Origin of the sequence: Rosistilla oblonga (assembly GCF_007751715.1) — a bacterium.
Classification (GTDB): Bacteria; Planctomycetota; Planctomycetia; order Pirellulales; family Pirellulaceae; genus Rosistilla; species Rosistilla oblonga.
On record NZ_CP036292.1, the window covers coordinates 920,214 to 939,544 of the forward strand.

Here is a 19,331-nt window from a genome sequence, read left to right on the forward strand (position 1 = left end):
GCCACAAGTTCCGCCAAACATCGTGCCTACATTACTCTACTCGCATCGGCACTGTGAAAAAGTCTTCGTGAATCGCATTCCCGACATTGTTCACGCGGGTCTGGAAGTCGTCGATAAATTCGTGCATCCCCTGATCAATGATTTCTTCGATACTCATGTAATCAAATTCTGAACTTAATCGCCCGATCAGCTGTTCGCACCTCAAGCGGAACGTGCCGGGGCGGCTGCCGGTGATTTCCATCAGCGAATGCTGGGCTCCGATCAGACAAAATCGGATCGAGCGAGGGAAGTGGCGGTCGAGGATCAGGAATTGGGCGACGTTGTTCGGCTCGATCGCTCCGTAGACGCGGCGGTACATCTCCAACGCGCTATTGGAACGCAGCAGCGCCGACCAACGGACGACGTCCAGCGACGTCCCCACATCCTCGGCTTTAGGCAGCAGCAGATAATACTGCACGTCGGCGATTCGCGAGATCTTGTCGGCTCTTTCCAGCAGCCGCCCCATGCGAAGGAAGTGCCATGCTTCGCCGTGCGACATCGTCGTGTACGTGGTTCCGACCAGGGTGTGGCTGGCGTTGCGGACCTCGGCGCAGAAGCTGACCGGATCGTACAGGATGCTGCTGTCATTGACTGCGTTTCTCAGCATCAAATAGAAGCGGTTGACATGTTCCCACATCGGGCTGGTGATCGTTTCGCGGATCGTCCGGGCGTTTTCCCGCGCCAACATCACGCACGACATGATCGAATTGGGATTGTCGCGATCGAACGCCAAGAACTTCAGCACGTTCTCGCGCGATGCGGTGTCGTAGTTCTTTTTGAACAGGTCGTAATCGCCGGTGGTGAAGACCAGCGGTTCCCACTGGTTCACGAATGGGCTGCTGTCACCGAGCGTGAGGTTGTAGTTGACGTCGATGAACCGCGCCACATTTTCGGCGCGTTCGACCATTCGGCTCATCCAATACACTGAATTTGCAACGCGACTTAACATGCTTGCTGTGCCTTATCGTTAAGCGGAGACGTTGGTGAACCGGGACAAGCCACGGGAACGCTGAATGAGATCGAGCGAACGTAATATAAACTCACTTTTCCGCCATTTTAGAAGGTTGAATCTTTCGGATCAAAATACGAAATGAATGCCGCGGTTTGCCGGATCGAGCGGATGCGCTGCCAGCCCCGGCCGCGACTTTAGAATTGGCTCTGCGACTGCGATTGTCCGCTCTCGGGCTCTGGTGCCGGCGCGGGCGGAGCGGGTTGCGACGTGCTGTTGTCCATCACCCAGGTATCCTTGCTGCCGCCGCCTTGGGACGAGTTGACGATCATCGATCCCTCGGTCAATGCGACGCGGGTTAAGCCGCCCGGCATCACGTAGATATCTTCGCCGCAGAGGACGAAGGGACGCAGATCGACGTGCCGCGGTTGCAAGCGATCGTCGACGAGGGTTGGAACCGTCGAAAGGTTTAACATCGGCTGGGCGATGTAGTTCCGCGGGTTTGCGTTGATCAAATCGACGTATTTCGCCTGTTCTTCACGCGTCGATTGCGGGCCCATCAAGATTCCGTAGCCCCCCGATTCATTTGTCGGTTTAACGACAAGTTTGTCGAGGTTAGCTAGCACGTGTTGGCGATGTTTCGGATCGGCGCAGACGTAGGTCGGAACGTTCTGCAGGATCGCGTCTTCGTCCAGGTAATATTTGATGATCTCGGGGACATAGGCGTAGACGGCTTTGTCGTCGGCGACGCCGGTCCCCGGCGCGTTGGCTAGCGTGACGCGTCCGGCGCGGTAGACATCGATCAGCCCCGGGACGCCCAGGCAGGAGTCTTTGCGGAAACACTTCGGATCCAAGAAGTCGTCGTCGATGCGGCGGTAGATCACGTCGACGCGCTGCAGTCCCTGCGTCGTTCGCATGTGGACGTAGCCGTTTTCGACGACGAGGTCGGAGCCTTGAACCAGTTGCACGCCCATCTGTTGAGCAAGAAAAGTATGCTCGTAATAGGCGGAATTATAAGATCCCGGCGTCAGCACGACGGCTGTCGGAGCGATCGTGCCGGGCGGGGCGCACTGCAACAGCGTCTTGAGCAGTTGTTCGGAGTATTCTTCGACTGGTCGGACTGCGATCCCTTCGAAGACCTGCGGAAACGTCCGCTTCATCACCTCGCGGTTTTCTAAAACGTAAGAGACGCCCGAGGGGCAGCGGAGGTTGTCTTCCAGGACATAGATGGTGCCGTCGGCGTCGCGGACAAGATCGACTCCCGTGATATGGCACCAAACTCTTTTGGCGGGACTGAAACCACGCATTTGCGGACGCAGGGTTCCCGCCGTGGCTAACAGGTCCTCGGGCAGGATCTTGTCGTGCAGGATGTCTTGTTCGTTGTAAATGTCGTCGAGGAACAGGTTCAACGCGCGAATCCGCTGCTTCAAACCCGCTTCGACCTGGTTCCATTCGTTACCGTCGATAATCCGCGGCAGGACATCAAACGGCCATACCTTTTCGCGTCCATCGGCGTGGCCGTAGACGTTGAAGGTGATCCCCATGTTGCGAAGCGCATGCTCCGCAGATGTCTGACGTCGTCCCAGTTCGCCGGCTTGCAATTTGCCCAGCTTATTTACGTAGGGAGCACAATAACCGCGAGCTTCGCCGTTGGGGGTGAACATCTCATCGAAAGCGCCACCGGATGAATAATTTTCGGATGCGTTAATCACGTCGCCTCACATGTCGATTGAAAAGAGAGTTGAACTGAGAAGCAAATCACATGCCATTCCCAATAGCGTTGCCAAACGTGAGTTGGCACGCGGCGGTTGACTACAATCTAGGCGTTTGTCGCCTGGAAAGTAAGCAGGCGGTCGGTGGGGTGATGGGGGGGCAAACTACCCGTTATCTCGATGCCCGTTGGCAGGCGTTGTTTGGTGTCGACGGTGAAGCTGTTCCCGCTGCGGCGAGTTTGCCGGATGTTCCGAGAATGCTGTGGCTTCCGACTGTAGCTTGCGGCAATTGTCGATTTGAAAAAAAGGGGGGGGTTAGGAGCGACGGCAGCGCGCCCGAAAACCGAATTCCAAACTGGTGAAGCTTGCATGGCCAACTTCTCTGGTCGCGTGAAGTGCTCGCCAAAATTGGGTCACGAATCGCCCTCTAATCGTGATGTCGTCGCGTCCGAACGCGAAACGCACGAAGCATTTCAATGGACTGCGATCGCATCGAAGCGATCGGCAACGGGTTAGAAGGAGTCTAACAGTGAGAACCAACATCATACGAAGTATGCTCTTGATACTTCCATTTGGCTTGAGCAGCGTCGCTCAGGCGCAATACGGTGGCTATTCCGCATCGGCTTACAACAGCTACTCCGCTCAACCGAGCGCGGTACCTGTGCATCCAAGTTTGCAGGCGCGGCAAGCTCCAGCGCAACCCGCTGCGCCGACCTACGCGACTCAACAGCCGGGCTACGCCGCACCAAGCCCTAACTACGGCGGACCTCAAGCCAACTACGCCGCGCCGCAGCCGAACTATGCTCCGCCGCAAGCGAATTACGGCTACCAACCGCCGCAGAACTTCCGCACCGTCGCTCAGCACAACGGTGGCTACGAAGCGATCGCTGCGCCCCAACCGACTCCTGCGGCGATGCAAGGCGGACATGTTGCCGAGCAAGTTCTGACTCCCGAAAACCATTCGACGATGGGCCAACCGGTTTCGCAACCGATGAACTACGCGTCGGGCGATCCGAACTGCTCGACTTGCAATCAAGTCGGCAGCGGTGCGACCTACAGCTATGCTCAGCCTAACGTCTACGTTCAAGCGGCTAACGCACCATCGTGCGGCGGCAGTTGCGAGACGTCCTACGGTGCGGCTTGTTATTCAGAACCGGTTCAAGTGAACCCATGGTTCGGCGGGATGAGCATCTTGTTCCTGACCCGCGATGACAACTACGACCGTCCGTTGGTCTTCGACGACGCGATGCCTTCGACCACGCGTTTGTCGGCTCGCGACGCCGGGCTCGATTTCGCACTCGGTTACGACGTCACCGTCGGCCGCTACATCGGATGTGGCCAGTACGCGATTTCGGCAACCTGGTTGCACATTGAAAACGACGAATCCGACCAATCGATCATGCCACCTGCGGCTGGCGGATACCGAGCGAACTTCCGCAGCTGGGATCGCATCTACTTCGATCAGAACAACGACGGGATGCACAGCAACGTCGGAATGCCCGCGACCGACGAAAGCGTATACGCTCACTTCGATCGCGCCGAAAGCTTCCGCGTGCGACGCGACGCTTCGTATTACGGCTTGGAAGTAAACCTCAGCGGCTTCGGCATTGGTGGTGCCTCTCGAGCCGGACGCCCATCGTGCGGCGGCAGCTGTGGCAGCGATCCTTGTGGCCCACCAACCGGTTGCGGTGGACTGTGTGGCCCAATGGTCCCATCGTGCAATGCCAAGATGCAACTGCAATGGAACACCGGTCTGCGTTGGTTCCACTTCGAGGACGAGATGTCATTCAGCGCTCGCACCGAACGCTTCCCAGCGGCTCCCGCGATGATCGAAACCGTCGCGTATGATGTCGATGCTCAGAACGAATTATTCGGTTGGCAGTTGGGTGGACAGTTGTCGTATTGCTTGGGCAGCCGCACCAGCTTGTACGCTGGCGGTAAAGTCGGTTGGTACGCCAACGATGCTTCGCTGCGTCAGAACTTCCGTTCGGGAAGCATGCCAGCACGGGTGACCGATAGCGGTGCTTATCCATCCTACGCCAACCAATCGGTCTCTCGCGAATACAGCGACACCGTTTTGGCGACCTTGGCCGAAATCGACCTTGGCATCGGATATCGAATCTGCGATTGTTGGACCGTTCGCGGTGGATATCGCATGTTGGCCGCTGGTGGTGTTGCCACGGCGATCGACAACCTTTCGGAAAACCCAGCCAACCTGGGAGCTCAGAATGTTTGGGCCGACAGCAACCTCGTCCTGCACGGCGGTTATGTTGGTTTAGATTACAACTGGTAGCGATTTCGGTCGCTGCCAATGGCGATGACCGGCGCGCTAATGTGGGACTTGTTTCCACCAGAGTGCGCCGCCGCTGCAAGAAGACCTCGCGTTGCCAATTTGGTGACGCGAGGTTTTTTCGTTTTCAGGCGGTATCAGTCGCTTAAGCCGTTCGTTTGCGTTCAGTCGTGCGACAGCGGATGCGGGCTGTCGACGACTCGCGTGCTCCGTTGGCTCTGCTGCAGCAAGCGTTCCAGGCGATCGATCATCTCCGGTTCCAGCACGTGTTCGATCGCATCGGCCGACCGGTCGACCTGAGTCGCCGCCACCTCGGCATGCGTGATCAGATACATCTCCCACAACCGATGTTCATGCGTCAAACGAGCCGCTTCGTGGTAGCCCGATTTGTTGACCTTGATCTGTTGGTTGGGCAGTTGGACCAACAGCCCCGCCTCTTCCGCTTTGCGAATCCCATGCTTCAAGCGCCGCAGCGTCCAGCTGCGCAGCCGAAGCAAGTCATCGACCGAAACCGACGGGATCGGATCGCCGCTCTCGGGCCCCTGGTAGCCTCGCGATTCGAGCAATTCGTAGATCCCACGCATCAGGTGCTGGCGTTCGATCGAGCTGTTCAGCCGCCAGCGCCGCAGCCAGCGTGGCAGCAGTCCACGCGCGGGGCCCAACATCATGCTGAACAAAAACAGCGCGGTCGCCACCAGCACGATCATCGCGCCCGACGGAAGCTGTGGGAAGAGCGCACTGGTCGCCGAGCCCAGCATCCCGCTGATCGCTCCCAAGCCAGAGGCCAGCAGTACCATTCGCGTCAATTGATGCGTCCAGAACCTCGCCGCGGCCGCTGGGGTGACTAACAATGCGATCACTAGAATCAACCCGACCGCCTGCAGTCCGACGATCGTGACCACGACGACCAGCAGCATCAAGATTCCGTCCAACAGCGTGACCGAATAGCCTTCGCTGCCCGCAAAGCCGTCGTCGAAGCAGAGTAGTTTCAATTCTTTGAAGAGAGCGAAACAGACAAGGCAGGAGACGAAACCGGTGCCACCGATCAACCACGCGTCGCTGGGAAGCATCGACGCGGTCTTGCCGTAGATAAACGATTCCAGCCCCGCCGAATGCCCGCTCTCCATCTGCTGGATCACGCCCAACACGGCCACCCCTGCCCCGAAGAAGACCGATAGCACAACGCCCAACGCGGTGTCTTCGCTCAATCGGGTCAGCGAGCGGATAAAGACGATCCCGGCGACGCCGATCATCCCCGTCACCGCGGCTCCCAACAACAGCACCGGCAGCGTTTTTCCATCGAAGCCAAGTTGCGTGGCGACGATAAAGGCGAGCCCGATCCCGGGCAGCGTCGCGTGGCTGAGCGCGTCCCCCATCAAAGCGCGTTTCCGCAACAGGGTGAAGCTGCCGATCGTGCCGGCCGCCAATCCCAACAGCGTCGTCCCAAGCACGACGACGCGCGTGTTGTGATCTTGCAAAAAGATCACCCGCCGCCATTGTTCGGTCGAAGGCCAGCCGAGTTCGCGATTGGCCAACGATCGCATCGCCGCAGGTTCTTCGCCCGCCGCGGTGCTGCTGGCGATCAAGCCACAGGCGGCGAGCAACAGCAACGCAAATCGGATCCGGCGACCGGCAAGGCCGCCGGACCAGCGAAGCATGCGTTGCGGAAACCGTTGCCTGGACATCACTGCTGCACTCGCCGAATCGCCTCGGATGCTTCGTCCAACAACGTCAGTCGCCCGCCGTACGCCTTGGTCAGATTCTGTTCGGTGAAGGTCGTTTTGGTCGGCCCGTGCGCGACAACTCGCATGTTCAACAGCACGACGTAATCGAAATAATCGGCGACGGTTTGCAAGTCGTGGTGGATCACCAACACCGTTTTGCCGCGAGCCCGCATCTCTTGCAAGATGTTCAGGATCGCTCGTTCGGTCGACGCATCGACCGCTGCGAACGGTTCGTCCATCAGATACAAATCGGCGTCTTGAACCAAGGCGCGGGCCAAGAAGGTCCGCTGTTGTTGGCCGCCGGATAATTGGCTGATCTGTCGTTTGGCCAGGTCGGCGATTCCGACGCGGTCCAACGCTTCGAGTGCCGCTTGGCGATGCTTGCGGCGAACCGGCAGACACCATCCGATCTGGCCATACAGCCCCATCGTGACGACGTCCAAGGCGTCGACCGGGAAGTCCCAATCGACGCTCTCGCGCTGCGGAACGTAAGCGACGCGGTGGCGGTTCTTGTCGTAAGGCTTTCCAAAGACCAGCACCCGCCCGGAGGCTCGCGGCACCAGATCCATCGCCGCTTTGATCAACGTGCTCTTCCCCGCGCCGTTGGGGCCGACGACGCCGATCAACTGCCCTTTGGGAAAGTCGACGCAGATGTCCCAGATCACGGGCTTGCGATGGTAGGCAACGGTCAAATCATAGATCGACAGCGGGATCTGGTCGTTGGCGGTCGATTCGAGCGGTTGGTTCATGTTGATGCTTCTAGACGCCGTCTCGGGCGGTCATTCGCTGAGCTTATCGTTCAGGCCGCGCTCCGGGGCTTCGCCCCCCAAAGCCCGCACCACACGCGTGATATTGTGATCCATCATCCCGACGTAAGTCCCTTCGTAGCTGCCCGCGGCTCCCATCGCATCGGAGAACAGCTCGCCCCCAATCTTAACCTCTTGGCCGCGCGATGCGGCGCCGTTGACCAAAGCTTCGATATTTTTTCGCGGCACGCTGCTCTCGACAAAGACCGCCCTGACCTTCTTGTCGATCAACAGGTCGACCAGCCCATTGATCCGTTGCAGCCCCGCCTCCGACTCGGTCGACAGCCCTTGCACGCCTAGCACCTGCAGATCATAGGCTCTGCCAAAGTAGTTGAACGCGTCGTGCGACGTGACCAGGATCCGGTTCTCTGCGGGGATCGTCTGCATGCTCCGCAGTCCGTACGCGTGCAGTTCGCTCAACTGCTGCTGGTACTTCGCTGCGTTATCCTGGTAGTCGTCCGCGTGTTCGGGATCGAAATCGGCCAACGCCTTGCGGACGACTTCGATGCACTGGCTCCAGGCCTGGATGTCGTTCCAGACGTGCGGATCGAAGTGCCCTTGAGCGTCTTCGGGTTCCAACAGGTACGTTTCGTCGATCGCTTCTGTGACCGCCCAGACCGGTTTGCTGCGTCCGGCGCGGACCAGGGTGTCTCCCATTTTGCCTTCCAGCATCAGCCCGCTGTAGAAGACGACGTCGGCCCCCAGGATCGATTGCACGTCGTCGCGGGTCGGTTTGTAAAGGTGCGGATCGGTTCCAGGTCCCAGCAGTTGCACGACCTCGACTTGATCGCCGCCGACGTTCCGAGCGAGATCGGCGACCATGCCAGTCGTCGTTAGCACGCGGATCGGGCGCGATGGATCGCGCTGCGTCTGCGTCGCCGATTCGGGGGACCGCTGGCAGCCGACGATCAAGGCGATCAGCAACATCCACGCTCCGACAGCTCGATCGATCTTCATTCCCTGCGATTCCCAAAAGGAGACAATTTGTAGCCGGTGCTAACTTTTTCCCGATTGTAATCGTCGGGTTCGGCGCGTCCCAGGGGGCAGTGTGTCGCTAGCGGATCAGCGGCAGTTCTTCCAGCGGCGGTGGAACGTCCGCTTTCCGCATCGACTGGATCGCATAAGCCGATCGGATCGCAGCCAGATCGGCCGCGTCGCGCGACTCCAACAGCAGCGATAGGACGTTGTCGACGAAGATCGGATGTCGAGTCAGTCCCAGGTGGTCGCTGGGGATAAAGGTCTTGCTGTTCCAAGCGATCGGGTAGATCCGTGGCAGCGGTTGTTGCCCCGGCACCTCTTCGACCATGATCGCGCTGGTCCGCGTGACGGTGCCGTCGCCGGCGACCTCGTACGGAAACTCAAACTCGCCCGTTTCCATGTCGACCACCATCTTTTCGACAGTTGGTTCGGAGCTGCCGGCAAACAGATGCAGCTGCAAGCCGGGCGGTGGCGTTGCGGGCAGATCCAACGCCGCGTGCAATTTCTTGGCGCGGATCAGACACTTGCGGCGGTGCTCGTTCGCGATCCGCACACGTGTCTCGCGGTCGGGCGCGTCGGGCAACATCGCTTGCAGTAATTCGTCTTGGTCGGGAGCGGTCAGGCCCCACTCCAGCTCTTCCCAAACCGCCGGATCAAACAGATCGAGCGTCTTGCTGGGATCTTGCTTTTGAACAACCAGCCCCGTTCGCGTTCGCGGCAACAACTGGTAAACCGCCGGCATCGTTCCCAGAACCGCTGGAGGGTAGATCGGCAGGAAGGAGGAGAACTTGCTGCCAGCCAACAGTTCCTTGAGCGTGAGCGTCGATCCTTGGTTGGGCGGCGCGATCATGATCGCCCGCTCGATGTATTTCGCTCCTTCCCACGTCAGTTCTGGCAGCGAACCGTCTTCGGGGAGCGGTTGTGTTCCGTATCGCAGGTAGTACCGCAGTACCAAGCTGCCCATCGAGTGGGCGACGATGTCGAATTTGATGTCGGGATTGTCGATGCCGAACCGGCGCTTCGAATTCTCTCGCGAGATCTCCGCTTGCTGCTGGATGAATTCGTGCAGAAGCACAACGCTTTCGGTGATGTCGCGTCGCCAATCGAAGTCGAACTGAAAGCAGTTGTAGTGATCGTTGGCGTATTCGACTTCTTCGCGAGACGGATCGCGATAACCACCCACCCCCAGCGTGACGAGAATGTCTTCGTAGGCGTTGACTTGGATCGGGATTCCGAGAAAGCGAATCTTCAACCGAGCCAGCGGTCCGTCGGAAACGACATTGTCGCGGAGCGATGCTAGCGGAGCCCCTTCGACCATCGGAGACGCTAGCAAAGCAGCGATCTCGGGATCGTTCGGGTTCGTCGACCGCGAATCGATCGTTCCCCAAACGACGCGTCGCGACTCCTCTTCGACTAGCCGCGAGCCCAAAATTCCAGGGATCACGATCACGGGATTGCGTTCGTAATCGGGGGCTTGGGCTAACGAATCGTAGATATTTCCTAGGTCTTTCGCCGACCGTTTGCCCGCGCAGCCGATCGCCGCGATCAGGCAGCCGAGGCTGACGACGAAACTCCGGTAGCGTGGTGACAACAGCATCCGTGCAATTGCAATCCGGTGTGGGAAAATATGGTGTACGGAGGTTAACAGAATTCCACCTCCCGGCAGGACCCCAATTCACCGGCATCGGCGAGTAAACTGCAATGCTGGCAAATGGAGCGGCAGAGCTCACGTGAGAGCGCACAAATCTCCGCCGGCGGCAATTCTATCCGCGCCGCGACTGCAGAAATTCCGCTAACCGCTCGGCATCGTCGCTGCCAACTCGCAGCGTCCCTCGTCGCATCTGGATCAGGACGCACTGTCGTCCCCATAGATTCCAAACCCAGCCTCTGCGAGGACTGAAGTGGATTCCCCAGCCGTCCATCACCGTCGTGCGGTCGAGTCGCGCGTCGACGATCTCGTCGTAGCGAACCGAGCGACGAAAAGTCGGCAGCGGGCCGAAGCGGATCGAAATCCGGTCCCCTTCATCTTCGACAGTCAGATGATGAAACGAAGCGGCGAGCCACAGCATCGCCAATCCGACGACCGGGAATAACCACTGCAGAACCGGCATCCCGCGCGTCAGCCAAGCGGCCAACGCAAACGGAATGCACAACAGATACAATCCCCAGCACAGCGGCGCGTGTTGGGTGTGCCGGTAGGTCGTCGCTCGGTTTCGGTTCTCGGAAGCCATCGCACTACCTTTTTGAGTGAGCAATCGGCCGGTCCTCGGTCGCGGGCGATCTCGATCGTCCGCCGTTAACTGCCGACGGTTTTGTTCCAGTGGTTCTTGAGGAACTTGTCGAACGGTTCCGCGTTCAACTTTTCGTCGTTCCAGAACTCAAAGGTGACTTTGATGTCCCCCTTGGTCCGGGCCGGCGGCTTAATCCCCAGTTTACCCAACGCGACGCAATCGATCGCTTGGTGCGGTCCGTCGACGGTGATCCGCAGGTTCATCGGATCTTTGGTTTCGATCTCGCACCAAGAGTGATTTTGGCCCGCCGGGCGGACGTTGATCTTCTCGGGCGAACCAAACTCGACGCTCTCCTCGCCGGCAAAGGCGATGATTTTATCGAGCAATTTGTCGACAAGTTCCAACGGCCAATCGGGCTTTTCGCCTTCGGGGAAGCCTTTTTCCAAGGTGTGCCATTTGCGGCCCATCACCCGCCACGGGCTCATCGCATCCAGCTTCTCTTCGACTTCCTTTTCGGCTTGCAGCGCGGCCTGCCGCGTTCGAGCGACCTCGACCTTCGATGGGCCATCCTCGGGACCTCGCCAGCTGGGGCGACTGATCTGCGGCTTCGTCCGCGTCTCGTGAACGAAGACCTTGGCATAGGCAGCGATCGCTTCGTCCAAGAAGTGCCAGAACTCGGGACGATCCATCTCTTCAAATTTGACGAATCGAATCTCGATCTCTTGGAACTTCGGATCGGTGTGGACGCGGACCCGCGGTTCGTTGCTGTACGCCGGAATGTCTTCCATCTGGTTCAGCGTCGGCAACGGCAGGCGTCGCGGCAGATCGTCTTTGTTGAAGGTCCCCTTGGGAACTCGCAGCTTCAGCTTCATCCACCACGATTCGGAGGTGAACAAGTGCATGAACCAGGGCCGGCTAGCGATCGGGCCTTTGACTTCGACGATGTTGCGGTGGTTGAAGTTGATAGGTTCGAAGCAGTCCGCCTCTTCCATTCGCTGGACGATCGGCAGCACCATCTTCTCTTCCCATGAGACGGGATCGCCGGCGTTGTCGACCAGTTCGGTCGTGTGCCATTTGCGGCCATCCTCTTCCCAAGGCATCTTGGAGCCTTCGCCGATCACGGGAGCGGCCTGCTCGCGTTCGAACTGTTCCAACGCCGCGGCGTGCGGATCGAATTCGTCACGATGTTCGTAGGGGCCCGCTTCGATCACCGGCGCCAAGAACTCACCGGTATAGCTGCGCAGCGGCTTGGTTTTGGCTCGCGACTTTTTCCCCGCGACAGCGTATTCGCTCAGCTGTTCCGGCGTTCCGGCGAAGACCAGCTGGCCTCCTTCGGCTCCCGCTTCGGGACCGATATCCAAGATCCAGTCGGCAGCTTTGATGATGTCCAGGTTGTGTTCGATCACCAGCACGGTGTTGCCGACGTCGACCAATCGCTGCAGAACGTTCAGCAGTTTGGCGATGTCGTCGAAGTGCAAACCGGTCGTCGGTTCGTCCAACAGATACAGCGTTCGCCCGGTGTCGGGACGGGCCAATTCTGCAGCCAGTTTAATCCGCTGAGCTTCACCACCGGAGAGCGTTGGTGCACTCTGGCCGAGGGTGACGTAATCGAGTCCGACGTCGCAGATCATTTGCAGGATCCGCGTGATCTTCGGTTGGTTCTCAAACAGCCCGACGGCGTCGCCGATCGACATGTTCAAGACGTCGCTGATCGAATTGCCGTGGAACTTCACTTCCAGCGTTTCAGGCGTGTAGCGCGAACCGCCACATTCCTCGCACGGCACCCAGACGTCGGGCAGGAAGTGCATTTCGATCTTCCGTCCACCGGTACCCTCGCAAACTTCGCAACGACCGCCGGGGACGTTGAAGCTGAACTGACGCGCGGTGTAGCCGCGAGTCTTCGCTTCGGGAACCTGTGTGTACAGGTTGCGGATCAAATCGAACGCGCCGGTGTAAGTTGCCGGGTTGCTGCTAGGCGTGTTGCCAAGCGGGCTCTGGTCGACGCGGATGACTTTGTCGATCAATCCGATCCCGTCCAGCTTGCCGTAACGTCCCGGACGAACGCCCGAACGATGCAGCTTGCGGGCCAGCGCGGGATACAGAATGTCATCGATCAATGAACTCTTACCGCTTCCCGACGGGCCGGTCACGGCGGTGAACGTTCCCAGTGGAATGTGGACGTCGATGCCACGCAAGTTGTTCTCGCGGGCGTCGCGGATCGTGATCCATTGGCCCAGCGGTGGATAGTGCGTCGGCGCGTAATCGGCTTTGCGAGCCAGCTTGCGTTCGGCCATCGTCTCGGGCCGCTTGCCGCTCTTCTTCTTAACCGGTTTCGCGGCTGGCGTCTCGCTTTCGGGAGCCTTGATCATCCGCCGGTTCGAAGGAATCGGGATCGCTTTGGTATCGGAGATATACGGGCCGGTGACCGATGTCGGCGACTGACCGATCTGTTCGGGGCTGCCATCGGCGACGACTTGGCCACCGTTGCGACCCGCCTTGGGACCGAAGTCGAAGATGTGGTCGGCGCCAGCGATCACGTCCTTGTCGTGCTCGACGACTAACAACGTGTTGCCAAGGTCCCGCAATCGATGCATCGCCGACAACAGACGGTGGTTGTCGCGTGGGTGCAGACCGATCGTTGGTTCGTCCAAGACATACAACACGCCGCACAGACCGCTGCCCAATTGGCCGGCCAGTCGAATACGTTGAGCTTCGCCACCGGAGAGCGTCGACGCTCCGCGGCCGATGCTCAAATAGTCCAGGCCGACATCCAACAGGAACTGGATCCGCGATCGGATCTCGCGGATGATCTCGCCGGCGATCTTCTTCTCGCGCGGGTCGAGCTTCCAGGTTTTGACCGTCTCGCCCAGTCGCGACAGCGGCATGTGAACGATGTCGCCGATCGTCAGGTCGCGGAACCGGACCGCCGATGCGTCGTCGCGAAGTCGCGTTCCGCCGCACTCGGAGCAATCGATCTCGGCGGTGAACTTTTCCAGTTTGGCTCGCAGGGTCGGCGACAATTTCGAAGCCAATTCTAGCGAAGGATAAAGCCCCTTGAAGCGGAATTTGAACAGCACGCCCTTGGACGCACCGCTGTTGAGCGCTTCTTCCAATCGGTCGCCACGGGTGTCGGTGGCGGATTCACCATCGGCATCGGAACTGCTTCGTTTGCGTTTGGCGTTGTAAATCTTGTCGGCGACTTCGCGATCCGATTCACGCACAGCGATCCATTCGTCGCCGGTACCGTGGAAGATCAGATTGCGTTCGCGAAGCGTCAGGTCGTCGATCGAGCGGTCGATCGGAATCCCAGCGTGGCGGCCCAGGGCAGCCATCATTTGACGGGCGACGCTGCGTTGCAGTTTCGGCCACAGGAAGACGGCACCTTCCATCAGCGACAGTCGGCGATCGCGCAACAGCGCGTCGGGGTTGGTGCCGTGTTGAGTTCCCAGCCCTTCGCAGCGGCGGCAATAACCGGCGGCGCTGTTGAAGCTGAAGTGATGCGGAGTCAGCGGTTCGAAGCTGCGGCCGCAACACTCGCAGGCCAAGTGTTGGCTGTGCCGGAAGACCTTCCATTGCAGTTCGGGGCGATCTTCGTCGACGATCGCAAGGTCCATGATTCCGCCGCCGATTCCGAGCGCCAATTCGATCGATTCGGCAAGCCGGCCGCGGGTCTTCTCGCTGATCGAGACGCGGTCGACGACCAGTTCGATCTTGTGATTGGTCCGCATGTCGATCGTGGGAGCGTCTTGGATTGCACTTGTGGTGCCGTCGATCCGGATCCGTTGGAATCCGTTCTCTTGCATCTTGGCGAAGTGTTCCTTTGGATCTTCGTTGCCGCTGATCTCGATCGGAGCCAGTAGATACGCCTTGGTTCCCTCTTCCAGTTGAAGCACCTTGTCGGTGATCTGGTCTGGCGTTTGCGTGCCGACCGGCTTGCTGCAATCGGGGCAGAACATCTTGCCCAGTCGAGCCATCAGAATCCGCAGGTAATCGTAGACCTCGGTTACGGTACCGACGGTCGAACGCGGGGAGTGCCCCATGTTCTTTTGTTCCAACGCGACCGCAGGCGATAGGCCTTCGATCCGTTCGACGATCGGTTTTTGCATCTGGCCGATAAACTGACGAGCGTACGACGACAGGCTTTCGACGTAGCGACGCTGGCCCTCGGCGTAGATCGTGTCCATCGCAAGCGACGACTTGCCGCTGCCGCTGGGGCCGCAGAAGACGCTCATCTTGTCGCGCGGTACCATCGCGTCGACCGACTTCAGGTTGTGCTGTTCGGCTCCTTCGACCTCGATGAACTTCGCTTCGCCACCGCGGTTGTCGGTCGCGCCGTGGGTTAATTCGCTGAGCGATTTCTCCTTGGCGTCCGAATCGACTTCGCCGTACATGAACTTCCGCATCGCCCGACTGGTATACGAGATCTGGTTCTGTGCGACCTCTTCGGGCGTCCCCGCTGCGACCACGGTGCCGCCGCCGGCGCCACCCTCGGGACCGATGTCGATGATCCAGTCGGCCGTTTTGATGACGTCCAGATTGTGTTCGATCACCAATACGGTGTTGCCACGCTCGACCAGACTGTTCAAGACGCCCAACAGCATTCGGATGTCGGCGAAGTGCAAACCGGTCGTCGGTTCGTCCAAGACGTACATCGTGCTGCCGGTCGATTTTTTGGAGAGCTCGCGCGACAGCTTGATCCGCTGCGCCTCGCCACCGGAAAGAGTCGGCGAGGGTTGGCCGAGCTTCAAATATTCCAAGCCGACGTCGATCAGAGTCTTCAGTTTGTCGGCGACCTTGGGAATGTTCTCGAACAGCGAATAGGCGGCGGAGACGTCGAGGTTCAAGACGTCGGAGATCGAATGATCTTTGAAGCGAACGCTGAGCGTTTCGCGGTTGAATCGAGCCCCTTCGCAGACCGGGCAGGTGACCCAGACGTCGGCCAGGAAATCCATGTCCAATCGCGTCGCCCCGTTGCCGTCGCACGCCTCGCAGCGACCGCCGGAAACGTTGAAACTGAAGCGACCGGGCGTGTAGCCGCGCTTCTTGGCTTCGGGCAATTGAGCGAACAGTTTACGGATCTCATCGAAGACCTTGACGTAGGTCGCTGGGTTGCTGCGCGGGGTGCGGCCGATCGCCGATTGGTCGATCGCGATGACTTTGTCCAGGTGTTCCAGACCGGTGATCTCATCGTGCTCTCCCCCTTCGCATTCGGCGCCGTTGAGGAATCGCCGCAGCGTCGGTTCGAGGATCCCGTTGACCATCGAACTCTTGCCGCTACCCGAAACGCCGGTCACGCAGATGAACAAGCCTACGGGGAAGTCGACGTTGATGTTCTTTAGATTGTTGTGCCGTGCACCCAACAACCGCAACCAACGCTCGTTGGGGTCGCGGCGATGCTCGGGCGTCGGGATCGTCTCTTTGCCCGCCAGGAACTGGCCGGTGATACTCTTCTTCGCTTTGGCAAGATCTTCCAGCTTGCCTTGCGCAACGACATAACCACCGTTGACACCGGGGCCGGGGCCGAAGTCGATGATCCGGTCGGCTGCACGCATCGTATCTTCATCGTGCTCGACGACGACCAGCGTGTTGCCAGCGTCGCGCAGACGCAGCAGCGTTTCGATCAACCGATCGTTGTCGCGCGGGTGCAGACCGATCGATGGCTCATCCAAGATATAGAGTACGCCGACCAAGCCGCTGCCGATCTGGCCCGCCAAGCGGATCCGCTGCGATTCACCACCGGAAAGGGTTGGTGCGGTGCGGTTGAGAGTCAGGTATTCGAGTCCGACGCCCAACAGGAAGCCGAGCCGCGTGCGGATCTCTTTGACAGCTTCGCCCGCGATCATCTGCTTCAATTCGTCCAGCTGCAGATAACCCAAGAACTTGGCGGTTTGGGAGACCGGCAGGTCGCAGAGCTCGGGTAACGAGAGGGACGACTTTTCCATAAAGTCGGGATGGTCGGTCGCGATCCGAACCGCACCGGCTTGCGAATTCAAACGCTTGCCGTTGCACTCCGGACAGACCATCGTGTCCATGTAACCTTCGAACTGCGTCAGCTTGGTCTTGGCTGTCGTCTCTTTGTATTTCTCCAGCAGCTCGGGAATGATTCCCGCAAACGTGCCGCCGTATTTGACCGGGCTCGCCCCGCCCCGCCAAGTGTAAGTGACGTGCAGGTCGCCGGTTCCCCACAGCCACAGGTGCTGCAGTTTCGGATCGAGTTCGCACCATGGGGTCAGCAGCATCGTGTCGGGAGGCAGTTCCATCTGCCGTTCGATCGATTCGGCTACTCCCTGGTAGATGTGACGCTTGTAGCGGCCCATCGCTTTCCAGTCGCCGACCAATTCGAAGCAGCCCTTTTTGACGCTCTTCCGCGGTTCCGGGATCAACAGATCGGGTACGAAGGTGTACAGCGTTCCCAGCCCGTCGCACGATTCGCACATCCCTTGAGGGCTGTTGAACGAAAACATCTGCGGCGTCGGCGATCGGAAACTTTTGCCACACGAACCACACGAATACTTCGCCGAAAACAGGACGTCGCGTCCGGCGGAAATCTGCGGCGGCAGCGGCGCATCATCGTCGTCTCCTGCGGCGGCAAGAGGCAATTCAACGGGCGCATCCTCGTCTTCGAGATCGGCTTCGTCGTCGAGATCCTCGTCCGCTTCGTCGTCGATTTCGTCGGAGGCTTCGAAGTCGTCGGGCGAAGCTTCCCACTTGCTCTTGTCCGCTTCGTCGACAAGCCAAGCGATGATGCTGTCGTCGCCGAGCTTCATCGCGGCGTCGATCGCTTCGGCCAATCGGCCTCGCTCGCGTTCGCCCGCTGGCAGACGGTCGATCACCAATTCCACGTTGTGCCGACGCTGGCGGTCCAGGCTTGGCGGTTCGGCCAATTGGATCAAGCGGCCGTCGACGCGAGCGCGCGCATAACCCTGCTTACGAAGGTCTTCGAACAGGTCTTTGAATTCACCCTTTTGGCCGCGGATCAATGGCGCCAACAGCAGCAGCATCGAATCGCTGGGCAATTGCATTAACCGGCCCAGGATCTGTTCGCGGGTCTGCGCACTGATCTCGGTGTTGCAGCTAGGGCAATACCCGGTGCCGATCCGCGCGTACAGAACGCGCAGGAAATCGTAGATCTCCGTGATCGTACCGACTGTCGAACGCGGGTTGTTGCCCGCCGACTTCTGGCTGATCGAGATCGACGGCGAAAGTCCGCTGATCAGATCGACGTCCGGCTTGGGCATCTGCCCCATGAATTGGCGCGCATACGACGAGAGGCTTTCGACATAACGTCGTTGCCCCTCCGCATAGAGCGTATCGAAGGCGAGCGAGCTTTTGCCGCTACCCGAAACGCCGGTGAAACAGATGAGTTCTCCTCGAGGCAACACAAGGTCGACGCCTTGCAAATTATGCTCTCGAGCCCCTTTGATGATGATGTCAGTGGTTGTCATACCGCAACATTAGCCATCTCGTGAAACCTAGAAAAGCCCACGGGACAAGAACGTTTGTGGATGGTATGATCCGGGGTGCTTTCCCGCCTTACGAGCCCCGCCTGAACCCTCGAGAGCCGTGTTTTAGCTATCATGACGATCCCCATTGCGACCATCGACGACGTTCGAAAAGCTCAGAAAGTGATCGATCAGCACATCAGTCCCGCTCCGTTGGTGCGGTCTTATGCGTTGGAGAAGGAGCTAGGGTTGCCGCCCAGTCGCCGCGTTTGGTTGAAGGATTACGGTTGGACGCCGGTCGGATCGTTCAAGCTGCTCGGAGCGCTCAACTGGATGGCGAATCATCTGGAAACGATCGGCGATCGTCCGGTCGCCGCCCATTCGTCGGGCAACTTCGCTTCGGGAATCTCTTTCGCTGGCATGCGCTATCAAAAGCAAGTCGTGATCGTGATGCCCGACACCGCGCCGCAGGTGAAGTTCAATTTGACCAAATCGTTTGGTGCGGAGGTGCATACCTATGATATCTCTCGCGACCACGAGACCGGCGATCGCGATCGTCTAACTCGCGAGATCGTCCAACAGCGGCAGTGCGTCCAAGCCTCGCCGTACGACGATCCGCATGTGATTGCTGGCAATGGCGTCGGCGGATTGCAGATCGTCGAAGAGTTGAAGCGACAGCAGCGGGGCGTTTCCGATTTTGTCTGCCAGGTCAGTGGCGGCGGCCTGATGGCTGGCCATGCTCTGGCGATCGCCGACGGTTTCCCGCAGGCAAGGATCATCGGCGTCGAACCCGAGGGGGCGGACGACTTTCGTCAATCGTTGGCCGCCGGAGAGCGAGTGCGCGTCGAGCGGCCCACCAGCATTTGCGATGGATTGCTATCGTACGATGTCGGCGAACATAACTGGCCGATCCTGCGGAAGCATGTCGCGTCGTCGGTGACTGTCGCCGATCTGCAAACGCGGCAAGCGATGCGATGGTTATATGACAAGCACGGCCTGCGGACCGAACCGTCCGGCGCGGCGGCGACCGCAGCATTATTGACCGGCCAGATTTCTCCCGACGGCGAAGGGGATATCGTGCTAGTCGTCAGCGGCCGAAACGTCGACCAACAACCATTCATGGACTGGATCGAAGTCTAACATTCGCGTTGGAGTCAAGA

10 protein-coding genes are annotated in these 19,331 nt (G+C 59.3%); 2 read left to right on the plus strand and 8 right to left on the minus strand.

The annotated features are described in order from the left end of the window. Positions 1-31: 31 nt before the first annotated feature. Complete coding sequence (locus CA51_RS03270) at positions 32-988, minus strand: alpha-E domain-containing protein (protein ID WP_145117767.1); 957 nt, start codon at positions 986-988, stop codon at positions 32-34. A gap of 197 nt (positions 989-1,185) precedes the next feature. Beyond that, positions 1,186-2,700, minus strand: coding sequence for a circularly permuted type 2 ATP-grasp protein (locus CA51_RS03275; RefSeq protein WP_476705540.1), 1,515 nt, complete (start codon positions 2,698-2,700; stop codon positions 1,186-1,188). 559 nt (positions 2,701-3,259) lie between these two features. Between CA51_RS03275 and CA51_RS03280 the strand changes: the two genes are divergently transcribed. After that, positions 3,260-4,993: a BBP7 family outer membrane beta-barrel protein gene (locus CA51_RS03280; RefSeq protein WP_145117770.1), complete on the plus strand. Its 1,734-nt coding sequence runs from the start codon at positions 3,260-3,262 to the stop codon at positions 4,991-4,993. A gap of 161 nt (positions 4,994-5,154) precedes the next feature. Here CA51_RS03280 and CA51_RS03285 read toward each other — a convergent pair whose 3' ends face one another. The 6 genes from CA51_RS03285 to uvrA form a co-directional block, all read right to left on the minus strand. Continuing rightward, positions 5,155-6,675 (minus strand): metal ABC transporter permease, encoded by a 1,521-nt coding sequence (locus CA51_RS03285; RefSeq protein WP_231745972.1) that lies wholly within the window; start codon positions 6,673-6,675, stop codon positions 5,155-5,157. Then, the gene (locus tag CA51_RS03290) at positions 6,675-7,463 is read right to left on the minus strand and encodes a metal ABC transporter ATP-binding protein (protein WP_145117772.1); all 789 of its coding nucleotides are present in this window, start codon (positions 7,461-7,463) and stop codon (positions 6,675-6,677) included. The genes CA51_RS03285 and CA51_RS03290 overlap by 1 nt, the downstream gene beginning before the upstream one ends. Positions 7,464-7,493: 30 nt before the next feature. After that, positions 7,494-8,477, minus strand: a complete 984-nt coding sequence (locus CA51_RS03295; RefSeq protein WP_231745973.1) for a metal ABC transporter solute-binding protein, Zn/Mn family — start codon at positions 8,475-8,477, stop codon at positions 7,494-7,496. Positions 8,478-8,574: 97 nt separating this feature from the next. Continuing rightward, positions 8,575-10,095 (minus strand): lipase family alpha/beta hydrolase, encoded by a 1,521-nt coding sequence (locus CA51_RS03300; RefSeq protein WP_145117774.1) that lies wholly within the window; start codon positions 10,093-10,095, stop codon positions 8,575-8,577. 166 nt (positions 10,096-10,261) lie between these two features. Further along, complete coding sequence (locus tag CA51_RS03305) at positions 10,262-10,729, minus strand: hypothetical protein (RefSeq protein WP_145117776.1); 468 nt, start codon at positions 10,727-10,729, stop codon at positions 10,262-10,264. A gap of 65 nt (positions 10,730-10,794) precedes the next feature. Continuing rightward, positions 10,795-18,174 carry an excinuclease ABC subunit UvrA gene (gene uvrA / locus CA51_RS03310; protein ID WP_145117778.1) on the minus strand — a complete coding sequence of 2,460 codons (7,380 nt, stop codon included), beginning with the start codon at positions 18,172-18,174 and terminating at the stop codon, positions 10,795-10,797. Positions 18,175-18,306: 132 nt separating this feature from the next. On the opposite strand from uvrA, the gene CA51_RS03315 reads away from it, so the two are divergent. Beyond that, the gene (locus CA51_RS03315; protein WP_145117780.1) at positions 18,307-19,311 is read left to right on the plus strand and encodes a threonine ammonia-lyase; all 1,005 of its coding nucleotides are present in this window, start codon (positions 18,307-18,309) and stop codon (positions 19,309-19,311) included. Positions 19,312-19,331: the final 20 nt, after the last annotated feature.